The sequence below is a fragment of the Streptomyces sp. NPDC107581 genome (assembly GCF_055657175.1).
In genome coordinates, this window is sequence record NZ_JBVKBH010000007.1 from 96,873 (window position 1) to 118,189 (window position 21,317).

Below are 21,317 nucleotides of genomic sequence, written 5' to 3' on the forward strand. Positions count from 1 at the left end.
TTCCTGTTCAGTCCCCCTGTGTCACAGCTGTGTCACAGTCGGGGACCGTGACCGCCTGCCCCGGGGGGTGGATCGCATGCGCAATCGATGGCCGAAAGTGCGCCGCGTCACTGAAAATGCGGTCGGAAACGGACAAAAACGGACCGAGGGTGGGTGCCCGCGGAGGGCATGACGGCGACAGGACGGCACCGGGAAGACCTGCGCGGCCCGCCTGCCCGGCCGGAAGGCATCCATGGCCCTGCCGGGCCGGGCGGCGGCTGCTGGGCGCCGTCGTACGGCTGGAGACGCACGCCGTGCTCACCGAGGCGCAGGCGATGTACCGGGCGTGCGGCTGCACGGAGATCCCGCGGTACGACGACAGCGTGTATGCCGGTCACCGGTTCGAGAAGCGGCTAGCGCGGCCCGTCGACCGACCTCTCCACCAGCTCCCGCACACAGGTGCGCAGCCATGCGTGGGCCGGATCGGCGTCGTGCCGGGGGTGCCAGGCCAGCCCCAGCCGCAGCGGCGGCAGGGACACCGGTACCGGGAAGGTCACCAGGCCGAGCGAGGACACCAGCGGCTCGGCCCTGCTGCCGACCATCCCCACCAGATCGGTGTCGCGGATGACGAAGAGGGAGGCGGGGTAGGTGCCCACGCTGCCCACCACCCGCCGTTTCAGGCCGAGTTCGGCGAGGGCGCCGTCGACGGGGCCGTACAGCCTGCCCCGTCGCGAGACGGTGATGTGAGCCTGGGCAGCGAACCGCTCCGGCGTCATCTCCCCCTCCAGCAGGGGGTGTCCGGCGCGGACGACACCGAGCATCCGGTCCTCGGCGAGCTCCTCCACCCGCACCTCGGGCGCCGCCGAGTCGATGACCCCCACCTCCAGATCGGCGGTTCCCTCCCGCAGGACCGGCGCGTCCACATGGCTCTCGGTCAGGAAGCGGATGCGGATGCCGGGCGCCTCCCGGGCGGCGCGCGCGAAGAGGGCGGGGCCGTGGGAGGCGGCGACCGTGTCGTGGCCGAGGATCGTGAAGGTGCGCTCGACCGTGCCGAGGTCGGCGTCCCGGCCGGGCCGGAACAGCGCGCGGGCCCGCTCCACCACCGCGCTCACCTCGGCGCGCACGGCCAGTGCGTGCGGTGTCGGCACCATGCGGCGCCCGGCCCGGACGAGGACCGGGTCCCCGAGGGCCTTGCGGATCCGGCCGAGGGTGCGGCTCATCGCCGGTTCGGACAGGTGCAGCCGGCGGGCGGCGCCCTGCACGCTCTGCTCCTCCAGCAGCACGTCCAGCGCGAGCAGCAGATTCAGGTCCAGCCCCGCGGATTGCGTCATACGCAAGTATCTCTTGCAAAGGTTGCACTGGAAAGCATGTCATGGCGAGCCTACGGTGAAAGGGCATCCCGCACCAACCGCCTAGCTCCCCAGGAGGAGCCGTGCCCTCGCATGCCCTGAAACGTTCGACCCTGCTCGCGCTGTGCGCCTGCGTGCTGGTCGCCCAGAGCATGGTCGCCGCCATCAACCTGCTGATACCGCAGCTGATCTCGTCGTCCCTGCACCCCTCGCACAGCGAGATCCTGTGGACGGTCGACGCGTACGTCATCGTCTTCGCCGGGCTCCTCGTCCCGGCCGGCACGCTCGGCGACCGGCACGGCCGCAAGGGCGCGCTGCTCACCGGGCTCGGCCTGTTCGCGGCGGGCGCCGCCACCAGCGCGCTGGCGACCGGCCCGGCCCTGCTGATCGCGGGCCGGGGGCTGTCCGGCGCCGGAGCGGCCTTCATCACCCCGGCCACCCTGTCGATCCTGATGCAGCTGTCCGCGCCCGAGCACCGGGCCCGTTCGATGGCCGCCTGGACCCTGTCCATCGGTCTGGGCGGCGCGGCGGGCAACCTGGGCGGCGGGCTCGCGGGCCAGTTCCTCTCCTGGCGCGCCCTGTTCGCGGTCATGGTCCCGCTCGCCGCGGTACTCGCCGCCGCGGTCGCCGTCACCACCCCGCGCACCGAACGCTCCACCGCCGGCAACCTCGACCCGGTCGGCACCCTGCTCCTGACGGCGGGCCTGGTCGCCGTCCTGTTCGGCATCATCGAGGGCCCGTCCTACGGCTGGACCTCCGCCCGCATCCTCGGCGCCTTCGCCGCGGGCGCCCTGCTGATCGCCGTCTTCACCCTGCACGCGCTGCGCTCGGCCGCCCCGCTCTTCGACCCGCGCGTCTTCGCCTCCTCCCGGCTGCGCGCCGCCTCGCTCGGCACGGCCACCGGATTCTTCGGCCTGTTCTCCCTGTTCTTCGTCAACTCCCAGTACCTGCAGGAGATGAAGGGCTTCGGCGCGGCCGTCACCGGCGTCGCGATCCTGCCGCTGCCCGTCGGGATGGCGCTCTCCCAGAAGCTGGCGGGCCGCTGGGCGGACCGGCCCCGGACGATCATCGGCACCGGGCTCGCCCTGATCGGCCTCGGCCTGCTCGGCGTCTCCACCGTCGACGCGGGCACCCCCTACGCGCTGTACGCCTGCTGGCTCCTGGTCATCGCGGCCGGCACCGGCCTGTCCATGCCCGCCCTGACCTTCGGCGTGGTCAGCTCGCTCCCGCCCCACCAGGCGGGCCTCGGCTCCGGCCTCGCCACCACCGCCCGCGAGACCGGCGCCGCCCTGGGCGTCGCGATCACCGGCACCGTCCTGTCCTCCCACGCCGACCTCGCCGGCGGGATGGGTCCGGCCCTGCGCACGACCGCCCTGGTGGTGCTGGCCGCGACGGCGCTGGTGGTCGTCGGCCACGGCAACCGGGCCGGTTCACGTACTATCGCGTCCGACCGGAAACGCGTACTGTCGCGATCGGCACGCTCCTGACCGCCGGCGCCCGCCGCGGTCGGCCAGGCCGACCGGGTGCACGGGGTGCCCCGGTGGACCAGGCCGACCGGGTCCACCGGGGCACCCCGCCCTCCCCGTGCAGCGCGACACCTCCACCGCGACACCTCCACCGCGACGACCTCCATCGCGACAACCTCCATCGCGACACTTTCGCCACGACACCTTCGCCACGACACCGAGGAGCCGTCCGTGCCGGCCCTGCTGAACCCCGTCCTCGACCTGCTGATGCTCCGGGGCACCGTCACCGAGACCGAACAGATCGCCGCACGCATGCGACGCCTGCGCATCGAGGGCCACGCGCTGGCCGGGCTGGAGGTGCGCCCCGGCCGTCAGGTGCGGGTCCTGGCCGGCACCGGACTGACCCGGCGCACCTACTCGGTGTGGCGCTACGAGCCCGCCGGTGCCGTCGAGTTGTGCGTCCTTGACCATCCGGAGGCCGGGCCCGGCGCGCGCTGGGGGCGGACCGCCGGGGTGGGCGACGAGGTGCGGCTGGGCCGGCCGGAGGGATCGTTCGTGCTGCGCCCCGAGGCCGCGCACCATGTGTTCGTCGGCGAGGAGACGGCGTCCGTCGCCTTCGGGGCCATGCTCGCGGCGCTGCCCGACCGGGCGCGGATCTCGGGGTGCATCGAGACGGAGACGGCGGCGGACCGCCTGCCGCTGCGGCACGCCGGCCGCCTCGACTGGTCGCTGCGCGGCAGCACCTCGCTGCCGGAGGCGGTACGGCGGCTCGCCCCCGAGCCCGGCGGCATCGCCTACGTCGCCGGGGAGGCGCGGACCGTTCAGGAGGTGCGGCGGGTCCTCGTCCAGGAGGCGGGGTGGGACCGGCGCTCGGTCCTCACCAAGCCGTTCTGGGCGCCGGGCAAGCGCGGAATGGAGTGACCGCGCCCGCTACGCGCACGGGGCGCCCGAGGGACAGAAGGACGACAGCGCCGTCGTGAGCGGCCCGCGCACCAGGGCGTCGGACAGGCTCTCCGGGCCGCCGGCCCGGATCGCGTACAGCGTGCCGCCGGGCGCCCGGAAGCGGTGGTCCACCACCCGGCGGGCCCCCTTGGTCCGGTCGTCGTAGCGGTAGGACAGCTCGGCCCAGTCCGCTCCGGAGCGGCGGGCGAGGGCCCGGTAGCCGGGCTGGTGGGAGTAGCCGTAGCCGGGGTCGTTCTCGGCGAGGTCCAGGGACTCGGTCACGGTGGACTCGGTCAGCTCGAAGATCTGCACCTGGCGGCCGTCGGACGGGGAGTCGTAGAAGACCACGGTCGCCTTCTCGCCCTGCTCCTGACGCCTGGTCCAGCCCTCGGGGACGGCCAGGGTGTAGCCGGCGGGGTCGTGGACGAGGCGGTAGCCGGCGGGAGGCTGCGCCGGCTCCCCCGGTGTGGACGGGGAGGTGCCGGACCGGGCGGTGTCCGCCGGGGACGAGGGCGCCGGGGCGGAGACGGAACCTCCGGTGACCGGGGCGGAGACGGTGCCGTCGGCGGCCGTGGCGGACGCCGACGGGGAGCCGCTGCCGCCACGGTCCCGGCCGAGGTACCAGACCCCGAGGCCCGAGCCCCCGCCGACCAGCACCATGGCGATGACCAGGGCGGTCAACCGGCCGCCCCGGGCGCGTCCGGGCTCGTACGACGGTACGGGGACCGACGGAGCGAGGGCCGACGGGGCGGGGACCGGCAGCACGGGGGCCGGCGGTACGGGGGCCGGTACGGGCAGGCCGCCGGCGTGCGTGGGGGCGGTGGCCCAGGGCGGAGGCGGCGGGGCGTCGGCGGGACCGGGGCCCGCGAACGGTGGCACCGGGGCCGTCCGCGTCTCCTCGTAGGCCCAGGGCGGCGGAGTGCTCGGCGCTCCGGACGGCGGCGTGTTCGGCGCCCCGGACTGCGGCGTGTTCGGCGTTCCGGGCGGCGGAGTGCTCGGCGCCCCGGACTGCGGCGTGTTCGGCGTTCCGGGCGACCAGGCCGCCCGGCCGCTGTCCTCAGCGGGGCCGTAGCCGTCCTCGCCGTGCCCCTCCTCGCTGTTCCATCCGCTCCAGCCGCTCATCACGAACCCCCCGAATCACCCTTCCCTGCACTGCTTTTGACAGTAGCGGTGAAAACGGGCGCGGGCCCTGCTCCGGACGAAACCGGAACAGGGCCCGCGCAGGCCCGCGGCAAAAGCGCCGGAGGCAGGCTCAGATGAGGCCCAGGGAACGGACCGCCTCGCGCTCCTCCACCAGCTCCTGGACGGAGGCGTCGATGCGGGCGCGGGAGAACTCGTTGATGTCCAGGCCCTGGACGATCTCGTACTGGCCGTCCTTGGTGGTGACCGGGAAGGAGGAGATCAGGCCCTCCGGGACGCCGTAGGAACCGTCCGACGGGATGCCCATGGAGGTCCAGTCGCCCGCGGCGGTGCCGTTGACCCAGGTGTGGACGTGGTCGATGGCGGCGTTCGCGGCGGAGGCCGCGGAGGAGGCGCCACGGGCCTCGATGATCGCCGCACCGCGCTTGGCGACGGTCGGGATGAAGTCCTCGGCCAGCCACTTCTCGTCGCTGACGACCTCGGCAGCGTTCTTGCCGGCGACCGTGGCGTGGAAGATGTCCGGGTACTGGGTGGCGGAGTGGTTGCCCCAGATGGTCAGGCGCTTGATGTCGGCGACCGTCGAACCCGTCTTCTTCGCCAGCTGGGTCAGCGCGCGGTTGTGGTCCAGGCGGGTCATCGCGGTGAAGCGCTCGGCCGGGACGTCCGGCGCGGCGGCCTGGGCGATGAGGGCGTTGGTGTTGGCCGGGTTGCCGACGACGAGGACCTTGATGTCGTCCGCGGCGTGGTCGTTGATGGCCTTGCCCTGCGGCTTGAAGATGCCGCCGTTGGCGGAGAGCAGGTCGCCGCGCTCCATGCCCTTGGTGCGGGGGCGGGCGCCCACCAGGAGGGCTACGTTGGCGCCGTCGAAGGCGACGTTCGGGTCGTCCGTGATGTCGATGCCCTGGAGCAGCGGGAACGCGCAGTCGTCCAGCTCCATGGCGGTGCCCTCGGCGGCCTTCAGCGCCGGGGTGATCTCCAGGAGGCGCAGCTTGACCGGCACGTCCGCGCCGAGCAGCTGGCCGGAGGCGATGCGGAAGAGCAGGGCGTAACCGATCTGGCCGGCCGCGCCGGTGACGGTGACGTTCACGGGAGTGCGGGTCATGGCGTTCTCCGTATGACAGCTGGCGGTGGGGCGTCCCTGCCCCGTGCGGATGATCGATCTCTTGGCGTCAAGAGAGATCCAGCGGTCAGGCTATCGCGCATCCGCGATGCGAGACGTCCGGGGCCCTGTGGCTCACCCCACAAGCCGGGCTCATCGGACGGATCCCGCAAGCAGGGCCCCGCCACCCGAAAGGCGGCCGCCCGTCCGGGAGAGGAGGACGAGGACGGCCGCCTTGGGGGGTACCGGCTCACCGGAATCCCGTGGGGGTACGGTTCGCGTGCCCAGGTTCCGGCGGCCCATGCGTCCCTCTCCCGAATTCCACCCGAATTGATGCGGGACCCCTTCGCGATCCCGCTCGCTTCGCGGCCCCCTCGCCTCGCGGCCCCCGTTGCTCCCCGGCCTCGTTGCTCCCCGGCCTCGTTGCCTCGGGGCGCCCTTGCTTCGCGGCCCCGGTCGATCCGGGCCCCTCGCTTCGCGCCCCCGCTGCTCCCCGGCCCCCTGTTTCGTGCCCCCGTCGCCTCTCCCTCGTGGCCCCCGCTACTTCGTGCACCCCGTCTGCCCGGCGGCGAGGGTCGCGCAGGCCTTGGCCTCGGCCGCGTCCTTCACGACGACCATCGGCGTGTAGGCGATGGTGTCCCCGACGGCGGTGATGTCCCCGCTCTGGCGGGCCTTGCCGGCCGAGACCTGGACCCGGTCGCCCTGGGCGGCGCCGGTGATCCGTCCCCAGGCCGTGCCGCAGGTCTTGCTGTAGCGGACCTCCAGCGTGGTGGTGCCGACGGTGGCGGTCCGGGCGGTGGTCACCAGGTTGCCGGTGCATCCCATGGCCTCGGCGTCCTTGCCGGCACAGGCGGAGCCACTGCACTTGACCCCGGCGGGCAGGCTGGTGACGGCCGTCGGGGACGGCGACTTGGCCGCCTGCGGCTTCTTGCCGCCGTCCTGGCGGGTGAAGAAGAAGACGGCCGCGACGACGACGAGGACGCCCACGGCGCCCGCGAGGAACATCGTCAGCCACCGCTTGCGCCCGGAACCCCCGGCCGACGGACCGGTGCCGGGCCGCTGGGCCGGCGGCTGCGGGTCGAAGGGGTTCGGCGCACCCTGCGTCCACCCGGGGCCCTCCGGAGCGGCGGGGGGACGCGCGCCGGCACCGGGGCGGCCGCTCGCCGGTGACGGGCCCTGGTAGCCGGCCAGGCCCCAGGAGTTGGTGCCGGAGGCAGCCGCGGGGCGGTCCGCGCTCTCGTTCCGGTCGGCCTCGGAGGCCGTCGGCTGGGGCGGGATCGTCGGCGACACCCCCGCGGGCCCGGCGATGCCGGGGGTCGGGTTGGCACCGGCGCCTCTGCGGGCCGTCCTGGTCCCACCCGCCTCCTTGGCGTCGGCCGCCCCCTTGGGGTCGGCCGGCTCCTTGGTGCCGGCTGCCCCCTTGGGGTCGGCCGGCTCCTTGGTACCGGCTGCCCCCTTCGTACCGATCGCCTGCTCGGCCTCGGCCGCGCCGAACTCCCCGAGCGCGGCCCGGGCCTGGGAGATGCGGATCTGTTCCATGGTCCGGTCGTGCCGCATCTCCGCCCGGCTCCAGGCGCGTTCGGCCAGCTCCCACATGGTGGTGAGATGGACCGGGTTGGTGCCGGTGACCTCGGCGAGCGCGACGATCGCACCCTTGGGCGCGAGGAGCCGGCCGCCCAGGTAGCGCTCCCAGGACGTCTTGCTGTAGCCGGTCCGGTCGGCCAGCGCCGCGATGCTCAGGCCGCTGCGGTCCACGAGCCGGCGCAACTGGCTCGTGAACTCCTTGATCTGCGGATCCAGCTCATCCGGCAAGGCTTTCCAACGAGGCATTGCTTCCCCCCACTTTCCCCCCGCGGCTGGTGCTGTTCGCTCCCCGCGCTTGCCCGTACGTGATCGCTCGCCGGTCCGGTCGGGTACCGCCCGGCCCCGTTCTGGCTACCCACAGGGATGCGCTGACTAAGGATCCCAGTTCCCGGAGCGGGGGCGCACAGGAGCATCGGTTCCGCCGGCCGTGCCCCTGTGTCCACGGGGTCTTCGTACCGTATCCCCGATTCGTCGGTACATCGACACGATGGCGACACATGTGGCAGTGCGCGGACACCGTAGCGGAACGGTCACTTCCGTGCCACAGCGTACAGACGGGCGTTGAACAGGCCGTTCACAGCGGGGAGTCTGGGTCTCGGCGGCGGCTCGTCCTTGCTCGGGGGAGGGGACGAACCGCCGTTCTCCGGCGTCCCCCGGGCGTTCAACCGCCCGGTGTGACCAGTCCCGTCTCGTACGCCACCACCACCGCCTGGGCCCGGCTGCCCAGTTCGAGCTTGGTCATGGTGCGGTTGAGGTGGGTCTTGACGGTGGCCTCGCTGATGTAGAGGCGCTCGGCGATCTCCAGGTTGGACAGGCCACGGGCGGTGAGCCTGAGGACCTCGGTCTCACGCGCGGTCAGCACGCCGAGGTCGGGCGGCGGGTCGGCGGCCTCGGGGCCGGCGGGGGCCTGGGGGCGGGTGAAGGCCTCGACCAGACGGCGGGTGACGCTGGGCGCGAACAGGGCGTCGCCGCCGTCGACCGCGGTGATCGCGGCGAGCAGCCGCTCGGGTCCGGAGTCCTTCAGCAGGAACCCGGCGGCCCCGGCGCGCAGCGCCCCGTAGACGTACTCGTCGAGGTCGAAGGTGGTCAGCACGAGCACCCGGGGCGCGTCCGCGGCGGCCTGGGCGAGGATGCGCTCGGTGGCCTCGATGCCGCCCGTGCCGGGCATCCGGATGTCCATCAGGATCACGTCGGGCCGGGTCTCGGCGGCGAGCCGCACGGCCTCCTCGCCGTCGCCCGCCTCCCCCACCACCTCGAAGCCCGGCACGGCGTCCAGCAGGCCCACGAGCCCGGCGCGGATGAGGAACTGGTCGTCGACGACGAGGACTCTGGTCATCGCGTACGGTCGTCCCCCCGCCGGGTCTGCGTGGCCGAGGTGGGCAGGGTCAGCTGGACCTGGTACCCGCCCTCGGCGCGCGGGCCGACGCTGATGGTCCCGCCGTAGAGCTTGGCCCGTTCGCGCATGCCGATCAAGCCGTGTCCGGCGCCCGGGCGGACTCTGTCCGGATTCACCCCCTCCCCGTCGTCGACGACCCGGACGGTCAGGTCGTGGGCCCCGTAGCGCAGCTCCACGCGCGCGTGTGCCGGGCCGGCGTGCTTGAGGACGTTGGTGAGGGCCTCCTGGACGACGCGGTAGGCGCACAGTTCGACGCCGGGCGGCAGCGGCCGTTCGCCGCCCTCGACGGCCAGGTCCACGGGCAGGCCGCCGGAGCGCACCCGGTCGAGGAGGTCGCCGAGGCGGGCCAGGGTGGGCATGGGGGCGCCCTCGGGGGCCTGCGGGTCCTCCTCGCGCAGCACGTGGAGCATGCGCCGGAGTTCCTCCAGGGCCTCGCCGCTGGTGTCGGCGATGGTGCCGAGCGCCCCGCGGGCCTTGCCGGGGTCGGAGGCGAAGACGAAGCGGGCCAGGCCCGCCTGGACGGAGATGACCGACATGTGGTGGGCGACCACGTCGTGCAGCTCCCGCGCGATCCGCCCCCGTTCCTCGGCGACCGCGCGCCGGGCCCGCTCGGCCTGCTCCGCGTGCAGCCGGCGGGTCAGTTCGGCGGAGCGGCGGGCCAGGTGCCCGAACCAGACCAGCACCGAGGAGTACAGCAGCGCCTGCCCGAGCACGGAGGCCATGGACGGGGTGCGGCTGACCGCTCCGGCGTACGCCCACAGCGCGGTCATGCAGGCGGCGCAGGCGAGCGCGGTGCGCACCGGGCGGACCGAGGCGACCGTGTAGAGGGCCAGCATCGAGCCGAAGGTGCACACCACCGGCCAGTAGCCGAGGGTGATGTAGACGAGTGCGGCCGCCTGGACGGCGGCGAAGACGGCGACCGGCCATCGGCCGCGCAGCGTCACCGGCAGGTGTGCCAGGGCGACCAGGACGTAGGCGCGCGCGTCGAGTTCCTGCCAGCCCTGCGACCGCGACTCCTGCCCCAGCAGGACGGCGACCACGGCCATGGCCACCGCGATCAGCGCGTCCACGACGAGCGGGCGGGGGGTCCTCGGGTGCATCGCCGCAGGGTAACGCCCGCAGCGGGACCGGGGAGTCAACCTGCGGCGGTACCGCGGAAGTTGCAGCCCCGCGACGCTGCCTCCCCCGTCGGACGGAGGAGTTCAGCCCGGAGGTGGACGCGGGCGCCGGGCGGGCGGCCGTAGCGTCGGCGAGGGGGCAAGCCGGTGGCCCGCGTCCCCGGGGGAGACGCGGGCCACCGTCGTGCGGGCGGTTCTATTTGGTCAGCGTGAAGTGCAGCGTGTCCTTCAGGAACGGGATCTCCAGCCACGGTCTGGGCTGGGCCATCATCGTCAGCAGGACGATCGCGAGGCCCAATATCCCGTAGGTGGCGATGTCCGTGAAGCGCGAGCGTACGGCGAGCATGCCGACGCTGGGCAGTATCCAGCGCATGACCGCCCCGGCCAGCAGGGCGACGCCGATCAGCAGGGTGCCGTAGCGGAAGACGTCGAGCGCGGTCAGCAGCAGGCCGAGCGCGACCGCGCCCAGCACCACCAGCATCGGCCACTGCCGGGCGGGCGCCGGGGCGTCGCCGGGGGCGGCCCGGCCGCCGCCCTCGGGGCGCGCGGTGTCCCTGGTGAACAGCGGGAAGCGGCGCGTGACCCGCCGCGGGTGCCCCTCGCGGTCGGGGGCGCTGATCGCGTCGCGCGCGGTCGGTTCCGAGTCGTGGGTGTCCTCAGCCGGCACTGCGCTCCGCCGCCTCGACCACGTTGACCAGAAGCTGCGCGCGGGTCATCGGGCCCACGCCGCCCGGGTTCGGGGAGATCCAGGCGGCCACCTCGGTCACGTCCGGGTGCACGTCGCCGACGATCTTCCCCTCGGCGTTGCGGGAGACGCCGACGTCCAGGACGGCCGCGCCCGGCTTGACGTCCTCGCCACGGATCAGGTGCGGGAAGCCGGCCGCCGCGATGATGATGTCGGCCCGCTTCAGGTGGGCGGACAGGTCACGGGTGCCGGTGTGGCACTGGGTCACGGTGGCGTTCTCGCTGCGCCGGGTGAGCAGCAGCGGCATCGGACGGCCGATGGTCACGCCCCGGCCGACGACCACGACCTCGGCGCCCTTGATCTCGACGCCGTGGCGGCGCAGCAGGGTCAGGATGCCGTTGGGGGTGCAGGGCAGCGGCGCCGGCTCGTTGAGGACGAGGCGGCCGAGGTTCATCGGGTGCAGGCCGTCCGCGTCCTTGGCCGGGTCCATCAGCTCCAGGACGCGGTTCTCGTCGATGCCCTTGGGCAGCGGGAGCTGGACGATGTAGCCGGTGCAGGCCGGGTCCTCGTTCAGCTCCCGGACGACCGCCTCGATCTCCTCCTGGGTGGCCGTGGCCGGCAGCTCGCGCTGGATGGAGGCGATGCCGACCTGGGCGCAGTCGCGGTGCTTGCCGGCGACGTACTTCTGGCTGCCGGGGTCTTCCCCGACCAGGATCGTGCCGAGGCCGGGCGTGACACCCTTCTCCTTCAGCGCCGCCACGCGGGCGGTCAGATCGGTCTTGATCGCGGCTGCGGTGGCCTTGCCATCGAGAATCTGGGCGGTCATGACACCATCCTCGCGGATGACCGGCTCCCGGTTCCAATCCGGGTGGCCACGGGCAGGTCCGCGCGCTCCCGCCGGGCCGCCCGTCCTTGATCGATGATGTTGCACTTGCACAACACCTCGCGTACCCAGCTGGACAACAATCAGCCTTTCCTATGACCATGAGCGCCGCAGCATCGCGGTCCGGTTGGGGGGCAAACCGCTCAGATCCTGACGTTCCTCCGTTCCTTCCGCGTCGTCCCCGCAGTGTCAACGGAGGAAATCCGCCATGAGTTTCGGCTCGCCCAACCCGCCCCACGGTCAGCCCCAGAACCCCCAGCAGGGCTATGGCTACCCGCAGCAGGGCCAGCCCGGCTACGGCTACCCGCAGGCCCCCGGCGTGCCGCCCCAGCAGGGCTACGGCTACCCGCAGCAGCCGGGGTACCCGGGCTACCCGCAGCAGGGCGGCTACGGGATGCAGCCCTCGTACGCGAACTGGGGGCAGCGGTTCCTCAGCAAGCTGATCGACGTCATCCTGTACATGGTCGTCTACCTCCCGCTCGTCCTGATCGGCGTGAAGGCGAACGCTCCGGCCCTGTCGCTCCTCGGCTTCCTCGCCATGATCGGCATCCTCGTCTGGCAGGTGGTCCAGGAGGGCAGGACCGGCCAGACCGTCGGCAAGAAGGTGGTCGGCATCCGCACGCTCAAGGAGGACACCGGCCAGCCGCTCGGCGCCGGCATGGCGTTCGTGCGCCAGCTGGCCCACTTCCTGGACAGCCTGCCCTGCTACCTCGGTTACCTGTGGCCGGCGTGGGACTCCAAGAGCCAGACGTTCGCCGACAAGGTGTGCGGCTCGATCGTGATCCGCAGCAACTGAGCCGAACGCCCCCGCGCGACAGAACAGTTCGCGCCATTCACCGTCAAGGGCCGTGTCTCACCCGTCCAGGGGAGACACGGCCCTGGCGTGTCCCCCCTAGTCTGACCGGGACAGCCGTTCTGACCGGGGTAGCCGTCAGGCACGGGGAGACACACCTTGTACAGCATCATCGTCGTACCTCCGCCGACCCCGGAGGACCGAGCCCACCGCACCCAGATCCGGCTCGCCCCCGGCGAGCGCCTCACCTTCGGCCGGGCGCCCGGCAACGATCTGCCGATCCCGCACGACGGGGTCTCGCGCCGGGCCGGCGAGCTCGGCGCCCAGGGCGCTTTCTGGATACTGAGCAACCTGTCCGCGCGGCAGACGTACGTGGTGGAGAACCCGGAAGGCGCCGGCGAGCACATCAAGGTCGGCCCGGGCAGACTCGACGCGCCCGTCCCGTTCGAGTTCTCGCGCATCGTGCTGCCGGCCGCCGGCGACCTGCTGCCGATCGAGGTGTGGGCGCCGCGCCACGACTACCTGCGCGACGGCGGCGGCGCGGACGGCGACACCACCGCCCCGGCCTTCTCCGTCGACCGCACCAAGCGCTACTTCGCCGTCCTGGCCGCCCTGTGCGAACCGCGGCTGCGCGGGGATCCGCACGCCCCGCTGCCCACCGTCGACCAGGTCGTCGACCGGCTGCGCCCCGCCTGGCCGGCCGCCTCGCGCACCTCGGTGCAGTGGAACATCGACTACCTGGCCGTGAAGCTGCGTCTCAAGCCCGCCCCGGACACCGCGGACACGGGTCCCCGCCTCAACGGCAAGAAGGAGTCCCTGGTCTCCCTGGCGCTCCGCTTCGACCTCGTGCGCGAGGACGACCTGGTCGTCCTGTCCACGCCGGTGAGCCGGACGGCCCGGTGACCGAGCCGTACGCCGTGCCGGTCCCCAAGGGCTACCGGGTCGGCGTCTGGGAGGTGCGCGAGCCGATCGCGACGGGCGCCTTCGGCAGCGTCTACGCGGCCCGGCGGACCGGCGGCTCCCCCGCCGGCGCGGAGCTGCCCGGGACCGCCGCCCTGAAGTTCCTGCCCACCGGCACCGGAACCCCGCGCCAGCTGACCCACCTGCGCGAACTCATCGAGCGTGAGATCGAGGTGCACCGCCGGCTCAGGCGGCCGCGGCTGATCCGGATGTACGAGACCCTCGTCGTCGACGACCCGGCCCGCCCGGCCCTGGACGGCGCCACCGTCCTCGTACTGGAACGGGCCGAAGGCTCCCTGTCCACGCTGCTCGCCGCCTCGCCCCGCCCGGCAGCCGGGCCCGCCCTGCTGGCGCAGGTCTGCGAGGGGCTGGCCCAGCTGCACCGGGCGGGCTGGGTGCACGGGGACCTGAAACCGGCCAACGTGCTGCTGATGGCGGACGGCTCCGCCCGCCTCGCCGACTTCAACATGGCCGCCGAACTGGAGGGCACCCACGCCTACACCCCCGCCTTCTCCACCCCCGACTACACCCCGCCCGAGCTGCTGTGGGCGGAGATCGGCGAACGCGGCCGCCGGATCCGCGCGTCCGCCGACGTCTGGGCCTTCGGCGTGCTCGCCCACCTCGTCCTGGCCGGCTCCTTCCCGCTCTCCGGCCCCACCCCCACGGCCCGCCGGGACGCGGCGGCCGCCTACGCCCGCGGCACCGACGAACTGCGGCTGTCGACCGAACTGCCGGACTCCTGGCGGGAGATCGTCCGCGACTGCCTGTCCCGTACGCACGCCACCCGCATCACCACACAGGCGCTGCTGCGCCGCGTCGAGGCCGCCGCGGGTACGGGCCGGTCGCCGCGCCTGCCCCGCCTGTTGCCGCGCCGCGGACGCCGGCCTGCGGTGATCGCCGGCACCGTGGCCGCGACCCTCGCCGTCGCGGCCCTCGGCTACGGCATCAGCACCTGGGCCGCGGACGGGCACGACGGGTCCCGCGATGTCGCCCTCGCCGCCTACGGCGCCTCGGAACTGCGGACCGGCAAAGGCGTCCCGGCCGTCTACCGCCGGCTCATCGTGGACTCCGCCCACGCCTGTCCCCGGCCCGAGGTCACGCCCGCGCTCATCGCGGCGATGCTGAAGGCCGAGAGCAACTTCGACCCGGACCTCTCGGACCCCGGACGGCAGGAGTTCGGCATCGCCCGCTGGACGCCCGGCGTCCTGCGCTGGTGGATGCAGGACAACGGCATTCCCGCGTCGGCGACGCCCACGCCGCCGCTGACCCCCTCCGTGTCCATTCCGGCCATGGGCCGCTACCTGTGTTACATCGATCCCCATCTGAAGGCCGGCCTGCCCGGCGACAAGCGGCTGCTGATCGCGGCCGGTTACCGGACGTCGTACAAGAGGGTGAACGCGGCGGGCGGGATCCCCCCGGAGTACCGCGCCTACTGTGCCCGCGTCGCCCACTACCTCAAGGAGTACACGCCCCCGGGAAAGAAGGGACCCTGAGACTTCCGAGGTACCGGCGCCCGGCCCCCGCTGGGACGGTGGGACCACTCCGCCACGGTGGAGCAACCACACCGCCCGTTCACATGGGGGAACACGTGAACATCGCCAAGCCCGCCGCGCTGCTCGTCGCGGCCACCGCCCTGCTCGCCGGGTCCACGGTCGCGGCGACCGCCGCCGTCCCGGACGGAACCCGGGTCACCGGCCTCCAGCAGACGGCCGACCGGGTCCTCGCGGGGCACCCGAAGCCCCTGCAGGTCTCCGCCGGCACGGTCCGGTACGACGGCCTGACCCTCACCGCCGCCCCGAAGGGGAGGGCCGCGGCGAAGGACCTGGACTGCGCCTACGGCCACCTGTGCATGATCGTCAACGGCACCAAGTTCGACTTCTACAAGTGCCAGACCTGGACCGTGAACAACTGGACCGGGGACGGTCCGTTCACCAACAACCAGACGCCGGGCACGGTCGCCAGGTTCTTCAACCGGGACGGCAGCGTCCGCTGGACCTCGACGGCCTACCAGGCCGGCACCGCGACCTGGGACCCGATCTGGTCCCTGCGCCCGTGCTGACCTGACGGAGCAGACGGCCTCCGGCTCCCTCGGGGGAGGGTCGGAGGCCGTCGGTCACGGCGTGCTCACCGCTCCGGCAGCGCCGGCGTCGTGTTTCTCCGGCACCGCCGGCGGTCCCGCCGGGCCGTGACGGTGCCGGCGGACCGGTGGAGGCGGCTCGCCGCCGGTGCCGACGGGACCGGCGCACCGGTGGGGTCGGTGCGGTGGGGTCAGTGGAAGAAGTGGCGCGTGCCCGTGAAGTACATGGTCACGCCCGCCTTCTTGGCGGCCTCCACCACGAGTTCGTCACGGATCGAGCCGCCCGGCTGGACGATCGCCCGGACCCCGGCACCGATCAGGATCTCGGGGCCGTCGGGGAACGGGAAGAACGCGTCGGAGGCCGCGTAGGAGCCGCGGGCACGCTCCTCCCCGGCCCGCTCGACGGCCAGCTTGCAGGAGTCGACGCGGTTGACCTGGCCCATGCCGACGCCGACGGAGGCGCCGTCCTTGGCGAGCAGGATCGCGTTGGACTTCACCGCGCGGCACGCCTTCCAGGCGAAGGCCAGGTCCTTCAGCTCCTCCTCGCTCAGCGCCTCACCGCTGGCCAGCGTCCAGTTGGCCGGGTCGTCGCCGTCGGCCTGGAGCCGGTCGGTGGCCTGGAGCAGCACGCCGCCGTCGATCTGCTTGGCCTCCAGCCGGTTGCACGGGCCGTTCGGGGCCTTCAGCACACGGATGTTCTTCTTGGTGGCGAGGGCCTCCAGGGCCCCCTCCTCGTAGTCCGGCGCGACGATGACCTCGGTGAAGATCTCCGCAACCTGCTCCGCCATCTCCTTGCTGACCGGGCGGTTCACGGCGATGACACCGCCGAACGCGGACAGCGGGTCGCAGGCGTGCGCCTTGCGGTGCGCCTCGGCGACGTCCGCTCCGGTCGCGATGCCGCACGGGTTGGCGTGCTTGATGATCGCGACACAGGGCTCGTCGTGGTCGTACGCGGCACGGCGGGCGGCGTCCGTGTCCGTGTAGTTGTTGTACGACATCTCCTTGCCGTGCAGCTGCTCGGCGTCCGCGAGACCGCCGGCCGGGCCGCCGGCGTAGAGCGCGGCGGGCTGGTGCGGGTTCTCGCCGTAGCGCAGGGTGTGCCTGCGCTCGTAGGTGACGCCCGTGAAGTCCGGGAACGGCGACTCGTCGACGGGGGCGTAGGAGGACGCGAACCAGGAGGCGACGGCCACGTCGTAGGCGGCCGTGTGCTGGAAGGCCTCGGCGGCCAGCCGCTTGCGGGTGGCGAGGTCGAAGCCGCCCTCCTTGACGGCCGCGAGCACGTCGGCGTAGCGCTCCGGGCTGGTCACCACCGCGACGGACGGGTGGTTCTTGGCGGCGGCGCGCACCATCGAGGGGCCGCCGATGTCGATCTGCTCCACGCACTCGTCGTCCGAGGCGCCGGAGGCGACCGTCTCGCGGAACGGGTAGAGGTTGACGACGACCAGGTCGAACGGCTCGACACCCAGCTCGGCGAGCTGCTCGCGGTGGCTGTCCAGACGCAGGTCGGCCAGGATGCCGGCGTGCACCTTCGGGTGCAGCGTCTTGACCCGGCCGTCCAGGCACTCGGGGAAGCCGGTCAGCTCCTCCACCTTGGTGACGGGGACACCGGCGGCGGCGATGCGGCCGGCCGTGGACCCGGTGGAGACGAGCTCGACACCGGCCTCGTGCAGCCCGCGCGCGAGGTCTTCCAGCCCGGTCTTGTCATAGACGCTGACGAGCGCCCGGCGAATGGGCCGCTTGGTGCTCTCGGCGGTGGCGGTCACTGGATAACTACCTTTCGTCCCTCAATGCGATAGCCGTTGCGGGCGAGCCGCCCCACGACCTCGACGAGCAGCCTTCGCTCGACTTCCTTGATGCGCTCGTGCAGCGCGCTCTCGTCGTCCTCGTCCCGGACCTCGACCACGCCCTGGGCGATGATCGGCCCGGTGTCGACGCCGTCGTCGACGAAGTGGACGGTGCAGCCGGTGACCCTGGCGCCGTACGCGAGCGCGTCGCGCACGCCGTGGGCCCCGGGAAAACTGGGCAGCAGGGCGGGGTGCGTGTTGACGAACCGCCCGCCGAAGCGCGCGAGGAATTCCTTCCCGACGATCTTCATGAACCCGGCGGAGACCACGAGGTCGGGCTCGTACGCGGCCACGGCCTCGGCGAGGGCGGCGTCCCACTCCTCGCGCGTGCCGTGGTCCTTCACCCGGCACACGAAGGTCGGCAGCCCGGCCCGCTCGGCACGGGCGAGCCCCTCGATGCCGGTGCGGTCCGCCCCGACGGCGACGATCCGCGCGCCGTACGACTCGGCTCCGGTGCGCTCGATCTCGTCCAGCAGCGCCTGCAGATTGGTGCCGGATCCGGAGACCAGCACGACGAGGCGCTTGTCCGCTGGGCCAGCGGGGGTGGCGGCCACGGTGGGGCCCTTTCTCGGGGAGGCGGTGTATCCGGCCGGCGGTTTGTACAGTCGTACGAATGCTTCGCCCCCCTGGATACGGGGAAGTCTACGAAGCGGCCGACCGTCAGCAACGATACCGGCACTCGCGAAGGCCCCCACGGGACGGGTGCGTGGCCGGAAGGTAGCGTTCGGGAGGAATCGAGAACGAGCAGCCTCGGGAACGCGGTCGTCGTGCGGCACGTTCACTGGGTGGAAGCTCTCGTCGACTGCCGTATCCGCCTAGGGGAAGACGCTCTTTTGATGCCCGATCGCAGCCTGCGACTCCTCACGTTCCCCCCGCGTCCGGACCAGGGGGGCGAGCGCGGCTCCGTGCTGCTGCGGGAGCGGCCGGCATCGCCTCCCGAGGCGCCCAAGGGCGGGCGGGACGGCGGCCGGCAGGGCGGTGAGCAGCAGGACGACAACCCGTTCGCGCCGCCGCCGGAGGGCACCCCCGACCAGCCGTGGCAGCCCCGCCATCCCGAGGGGTCCTCGGGCTCCGGCTCCGGGGACGGCTCCTGGGGCAGCCAGTGGAGCGACCGCCAGCCCGGCCGCTCCCCCGGCGGCTTCGGCGAGCGCCCCGGCGGCGGTCCGGAGGGCCCGGGCGGTCCGACCGGGCCCGGTATGCGCTGGGACCCGACGGACCCGGTCCAGCGCCGTGCCCGCTATGCGCTTCTCTCCGGTATGTGGGCGGTCTTCTTCGCGCTGTTCAGCTGGCCGTACGTGTCCCTGCTGCTGGGCGCGCTGGCCCTGTACTGGGGCATCAGCGCCCTGCGCGCCAAGCCCCGCACCCCCGGTCCGGAGACCCCGGACGCGCCTGCCGCCCCCGCCGCCCCTGCGGGCGGGCGCCCGCAGACCACGGCGGCGATCGGCGGTCTGGTGACGGCCGCCCTGGCGCTCGCCCTGGTGGGCACGACCTTCGCCGTGCAGTTCGTCTACCGCGACTACTACACCTGCGTCAACGACGCGCTGACCCACGAGGCCAAACAGTCCTGCGACCAGCTCCTGCCGAAGGAGCTGCGGGGCGTGCTGGGGGTCGGCAACAGCTAGGGCGACAGCCGAGGCGCCGGGGAACAACGGAGGCGCCTGGACAGCAGCCGAGGCACCGGGCAGCAGCCGAAGCGCCGGGCAGCAGCCGAAGCGCCGGGCGACAGCCGAGGCGCCGGGCGACGACCGAGGGCACCAGGCCACAGCCAAGGTCTGTCCGGCGGACCGGCCGCCCGGACTCACTGGGTCCGACGCACCGGCCTACGGGGGTTGGTCCGCCCTCCGACGCGCGGGCCTACGGGGGTTGTCCTGCCGCCGGACCGCCGGCCGGGCGTCCTGGCGCGCCCGCCCGCGGGGATCTCCGGCAGCCGGCCCGTGGGCGCCCGGCACGCCCGGATACGGGGACCTGGGGCACGCCCGGCCACGGGGGTGTGTGCCTAAGGGGTACCCGGTGGGTCGGATGGGTCGGCCGGGTCGGCGGGTGGCGGAGTTTCGTCCACGGGGGATGACGGCTGCGGCAGGGGCAGGCGGTCGACGGAGGCGGGTGGTTCGGCATCGGCGGACGGTTGTGCGTCCGAGGGCGACTGTGCGTCTCTGGGCGACGGTGCGTTCCTGGGCGGCCGTGCGTCCGTGGGCGGCCGTGCGTCCCTGGGCGGTGCCGGGGCGGCTGACGGTTCCTGCGGTGACGGCTCCTGCGGTGACGGACCGTTGGCGGAGGTGGGCGCGGCGGGTGCGTCCGGGGGTGTGGCGTCTCGCAGGGCCGCCCAGCGGGGGGCTCGGGCGAGGTCGTCGTGCCAGGACGAGGCGAACGGGTCGTCGGCGGGCAGGAAGTCGTACAGCTCGGCCTCGTCCGGCTCGGCGGCGCCGCCCGCCGACTCCGGGTGGGCCTGGCCCTTCGCCGCCTTGCCCGACCTTCCCTGCGTGTCCTTCGCCGCCTTGCCCGACTTGCCCTGGGTGTCGTTCGCCGACTCCTTCGCGGTGGCCGTCGGCGACCCGCTCCCGGCCTCCTGCCCGTTCCCGGCCTCCACCGGCTCCTTCGCGGCCTCCGTCGCCGCCGTCGTCCCGCTCCCCGTCCCCTGTGCCGGAACCGCGACCCGCGCCCGCGGACCCCACAGGCGCCACGCCCGCACCACGAGCACCACCGGCAGCCCGATCACCGTGATCCAGAGCCAGACGGCTCCCCCGCTCTGCCACCACACCGGCCCGAACCGGGCCAGTGCGGCCACGCCCAGCGGGCCGCCGGACAGCGCGGCGAGGAGGGCGAAGCCCACCGCGCACACCAGCGCCGCCAGCGCGAACACCCCGCAGGTCCGCCAGGCCGACCAGCGCCGCAACGGCTCCCCCGTCCCTTCCGCCCGCCCTCCGCGTGCCACGGCCGCCCGCGCCACGAACCACGCGACCGTCGCTCCGGCCGCCACCGGCACCACTCCCGCCGCCCAGTTCAGCGGCGTCCCGACGCCCGCGTCCGGTACCGCGGCGAGCAGCGGGAACGGCGGCAGCAGCGGGGCGGGGTCGGAGGCGAGGGGATGCACCAGGTGTCCGGCGCCGAGGGTGAAGCCGGGGCCGAGGGCGTAGGACGCCGACCACACCGCTCCGTTGGGGATCAGCGCGGCCCCGAGCAGCAGCACCGCGAACCGTCCGGTCCAGCCCTCGGTCAGCTGCACGAAGGACGCCCGCGCCGCCTCGCCGTGCAGCACCAGCGACGCGCCGAGCAGCAGCGCCCCGCCCCCGAAGAGCACCGTCGTCCCGGCGCCCGCGGCCCGTACGGCCGCGCCCAGCCGCGGCCCCGCGTCCGCCCCGGACACCAGCCGCCGCACCGGCCCCGGCAGCGCCGACAGCAGTTCGAGGACGGGCTCGGCGGGGCGGCCGTGCGCCGACCAGACCCCGACCGCCGCCGCGCCCGCGGTGACGAGCGGCAGACACACCGTCACCCATCCCCATTCCGGCCGCAGTTCGCTGCCGGAGCAGTACAGCGCGGCCGCGCCGCCGACCGTCAGATAGCCGAGGACCACCCCGGTCCACGCGGTGCGGGCCGGAACGGGCGGCGGCCCGTCGGGCTCGGCGGACACGTCCGTCGCGTCCCGCGCCGCCCGGTACAGCAGCCACACCGGCAGCGCGAGGAGCAGCAGCGGGGTCACGCCCACCGGCTGGGGCACGCCGGAGAGCGTGTCGGTGCGGGCCAGTTCGACCCCGTGCGCCAGCAGCCACAGCGCGGCGGCGATGTGCAGCGCGCCGCCCGGCCCGCTGTCCGGGTACGGCGAGCTGACCCACAGCCCCAGGACGAGCACGGCGAGCGAGCCGAGTCCGAGCCCGGCGGCGACCGCGCCGGCCACGAGGCTCTCGCCCAGCCCGGGCGAACGGTTGCGCATCCGGTGCAGCAGGAACGGCAGCAGCGCTCGGCGAGCGGTCATCAGGGTCACGCCCGCCATGCTCCCAACGACAC

18 protein-coding genes are annotated in these 21,317 nt (G+C 73.7%); 7 read left to right on the forward strand and 11 right to left on the reverse strand.

Annotation, left to right across the window (positions count from 1 at the left end):
* Window positions 1–392: 392 nt before the first annotated feature.
* Window positions 393–1,310: a LysR family transcriptional regulator gene (locus ACZ7P3_RS19315; RefSeq protein ID WP_472083173.1), complete on the reverse strand. Its 918-nt coding sequence runs from the start codon at window positions 1,308–1,310 to the stop codon at window positions 393–395.
* Between the two features lie 101 nt (window positions 1,311–1,411).
* Here ACZ7P3_RS19315 and ACZ7P3_RS19320 point away from each other — a divergent pair, with 101 nt between their 5' ends.
* The gene (locus ACZ7P3_RS19320; protein ID WP_472083175.1) at window positions 1,412–2,815 is read left to right on the forward strand and encodes an MFS transporter; all 1,404 of its coding nucleotides are present in this window, start codon (window positions 1,412–1,414) and stop codon (window positions 2,813–2,815) included.
* 210 nt (window positions 2,816–3,025) lie between these two features.
* Window positions 3,026–3,715 (forward strand): siderophore-interacting protein, encoded by a 690-nt coding sequence (locus tag ACZ7P3_RS19325; RefSeq protein WP_472083177.1) that lies wholly within the window; start codon window positions 3,026–3,028, stop codon window positions 3,713–3,715.
* A gap of 9 nt (window positions 3,716–3,724) precedes the next feature.
* Here the strand turns inward: ACZ7P3_RS19325 and ACZ7P3_RS19330 are convergent, their stop codons facing one another.
* From ACZ7P3_RS19330 to ACZ7P3_RS19360, 7 genes are all read right to left on the reverse strand, one after another.
* Window positions 3,725–4,858, reverse strand: a complete 1,134-nt coding sequence (locus tag ACZ7P3_RS19330) for a hypothetical protein (RefSeq protein WP_472083179.1) — start codon at window positions 4,856–4,858, stop codon at window positions 3,725–3,727.
* Window positions 4,859–4,988: 130 nt separating this feature from the next.
* Window positions 4,989–5,978 carry a malate dehydrogenase gene (locus ACZ7P3_RS19335; RefSeq protein ID WP_472083181.1) on the reverse strand — a complete coding sequence of 330 codons (990 nt, stop codon included), beginning with the start codon at window positions 5,976–5,978 and terminating at the stop codon, window positions 4,989–4,991.
* A gap of 537 nt (window positions 5,979–6,515) precedes the next feature.
* Window positions 6,516–7,805: a helix-turn-helix domain-containing protein gene (locus tag ACZ7P3_RS19340; RefSeq protein WP_472083183.1), complete on the reverse strand. Its 1,290-nt coding sequence runs from the start codon at window positions 7,803–7,805 to the stop codon at window positions 6,516–6,518.
* A gap of 415 nt (window positions 7,806–8,220) precedes the next feature.
* Window positions 8,221–8,895, reverse strand: coding sequence for a response regulator (locus ACZ7P3_RS19345; protein WP_472083185.1), 675 nt, complete (start codon window positions 8,893–8,895; stop codon window positions 8,221–8,223).
* Entirely contained in the window at window positions 8,892–10,055 is a 1,164-nt protein-coding gene (locus ACZ7P3_RS19350; protein ID WP_472083187.1) for a sensor histidine kinase, read from the reverse strand. The genes ACZ7P3_RS19345 and ACZ7P3_RS19350 overlap by 4 nt, the downstream gene beginning before the upstream one ends.
* A gap of 214 nt (window positions 10,056–10,269) precedes the next feature.
* Window positions 10,270–10,740: a DUF3017 domain-containing protein gene (locus tag ACZ7P3_RS19355; protein ID WP_472083189.1), complete on the reverse strand. Its 471-nt coding sequence runs from the start codon at window positions 10,738–10,740 to the stop codon at window positions 10,270–10,272.
* Window positions 10,730–11,584: a bifunctional methylenetetrahydrofolate dehydrogenase/methenyltetrahydrofolate cyclohydrolase gene (locus ACZ7P3_RS19360; RefSeq protein ID WP_472083191.1), complete on the reverse strand. Its 855-nt coding sequence runs from the start codon at window positions 11,582–11,584 to the stop codon at window positions 10,730–10,732. The genes ACZ7P3_RS19355 and ACZ7P3_RS19360 overlap by 11 nt, the downstream gene beginning before the upstream one ends.
* A 265-nt stretch (window positions 11,585–11,849) precedes the next feature.
* Here ACZ7P3_RS19360 and ACZ7P3_RS19365 point away from each other — a divergent pair, with 265 nt between their 5' ends.
* The 4 genes from ACZ7P3_RS19365 to ACZ7P3_RS19380 all read left to right on the forward strand — a co-directional run bounded on the left by ACZ7P3_RS19365 (window position 11,850) and on the right by ACZ7P3_RS19380 (window position 15,453).
* A complete protein-coding gene (locus ACZ7P3_RS19365) occupies window positions 11,850–12,437 on the forward strand; it encodes an RDD family protein (RefSeq protein ID WP_472083193.1) in 588 nt (195 codons plus the stop codon).
* 156 nt (window positions 12,438–12,593) lie between these two features.
* Window positions 12,594–13,337 carry an FHA domain-containing protein gene (locus ACZ7P3_RS19370; protein ID WP_472083195.1) on the forward strand — a complete coding sequence of 248 codons (744 nt, stop codon included), beginning with the start codon at window positions 12,594–12,596 and terminating at the stop codon, window positions 13,335–13,337.
* On the forward strand, window positions 13,334–14,887 hold the full coding sequence (locus ACZ7P3_RS19375) for a protein kinase domain-containing protein (RefSeq protein WP_472083197.1): 1,554 nt from the start codon (window positions 13,334–13,336) through the stop codon (window positions 14,885–14,887). Before ACZ7P3_RS19370 ends, ACZ7P3_RS19375 begins: the two co-directional genes overlap by 4 nt.
* An 83-nt stretch (window positions 14,888–14,970) precedes the next feature.
* Entirely contained in the window at window positions 14,971–15,453 is a 483-nt protein-coding gene (locus ACZ7P3_RS19380) for a hypothetical protein (protein ID WP_472083199.1), read from the forward strand.
* 209 nt (window positions 15,454–15,662) lie between these two features.
* Here the strand turns inward: ACZ7P3_RS19380 and purH are convergent, their stop codons facing one another.
* Together purH and purN are read right to left on the reverse strand one after the other, a co-directional pair.
* Complete coding sequence (gene purH / locus ACZ7P3_RS19385) at window positions 15,663–17,234, reverse strand: bifunctional phosphoribosylaminoimidazolecarboxamide formyltransferase/IMP cyclohydrolase (RefSeq protein WP_472083201.1); 1,572 nt, start codon at window positions 17,232–17,234, stop codon at window positions 15,663–15,665.
* Entirely contained in the window at window positions 17,231–17,869 is a 639-nt protein-coding gene (gene purN, locus ACZ7P3_RS19390) for a phosphoribosylglycinamide formyltransferase (protein WP_472083203.1), read from the reverse strand. The genes purH and purN overlap by 4 nt, the downstream gene beginning before the upstream one ends.
* Window positions 17,870–18,151: 282 nt before the next feature.
* Here purN and ACZ7P3_RS19395 point away from each other — a divergent pair, with 282 nt between their 5' ends.
* On the forward strand, window positions 18,152–18,937 hold the full coding sequence (locus ACZ7P3_RS19395) for a hypothetical protein (RefSeq protein WP_472083205.1): 786 nt from the start codon (window positions 18,152–18,154) through the stop codon (window positions 18,935–18,937).
* A gap of 374 nt (window positions 18,938–19,311) precedes the next feature.
* Here ACZ7P3_RS19395 and ACZ7P3_RS19400 read toward each other — a convergent pair whose 3' ends face one another.
* Window positions 19,312–21,303, reverse strand: a complete 1,992-nt coding sequence (locus ACZ7P3_RS19400) for a cell division protein PerM (RefSeq protein ID WP_472083207.1) — start codon at window positions 21,301–21,303, stop codon at window positions 19,312–19,314.
* Window positions 21,304–21,317: the final 14 nt, after the last annotated feature.

What these genes read in the sequence shown, in the direction of transcription:
- ACZ7P3_RS19350 (WP_472083187.1), bottom strand. Translation starts at nt 10,055, where the DNA reads ATGCACCCGAGGACCCCCCGCCCGCTCGTCGTGGACGCGCTGATCGCG.
- ACZ7P3_RS19400 (WP_472083207.1), bottom strand. Translation starts at nt 21,303, where the DNA reads ATGGCGGGCGTGACCCTGATGACCGCTCGCCGAGCGCTGCTGCCGTTC.
- ACZ7P3_RS19315 (WP_472083173.1), bottom strand. Translation starts at nt 1,310, where the DNA reads ATGACGCAATCCGCGGGGCTGGACCTGAATCTGCTGCTCGCGCTGGAC.
- ACZ7P3_RS19335 (WP_472083181.1), bottom strand. Translation starts at nt 5,978, where the DNA reads ATGACCCGCACTCCCGTGAACGTCACCGTCACCGGCGCGGCCGGCCAG.
- ACZ7P3_RS19345 (WP_472083185.1), bottom strand. Translation starts at nt 8,895, where the DNA reads ATGACCAGAGTCCTCGTCGTCGACGACCAGTTCCTCATCCGCGCCGGG.
- ACZ7P3_RS19340 (WP_472083183.1), bottom strand. Translation starts at nt 7,805, where the DNA reads ATGCCTCGTTGGAAAGCCTTGCCGGATGAGCTGGATCCGCAGATCAAG.
- ACZ7P3_RS19360 (WP_472083191.1), bottom strand. Translation starts at nt 11,584, where the DNA reads ATGACCGCCCAGATTCTCGATGGCAAGGCCACCGCAGCCGCGATCAAG.
- ACZ7P3_RS19330 (WP_472083179.1), bottom strand. Translation starts at nt 4,858, where the DNA reads ATGAGCGGCTGGAGCGGATGGAACAGCGAGGAGGGGCACGGCGAGGAC.
- ACZ7P3_RS19380 (WP_472083199.1), top strand. Translation starts at nt 14,971, where the DNA reads ATGGGGGAACACGTGAACATCGCCAAGCCCGCCGCGCTGCTCGTCGCG.
- ACZ7P3_RS19395 (WP_472083205.1), top strand. Translation starts at nt 18,152, where the DNA reads ATGCCCGATCGCAGCCTGCGACTCCTCACGTTCCCCCCGCGTCCGGAC.
- ACZ7P3_RS19365 (WP_472083193.1), top strand. Translation starts at nt 11,850, where the DNA reads ATGAGTTTCGGCTCGCCCAACCCGCCCCACGGTCAGCCCCAGAACCCC.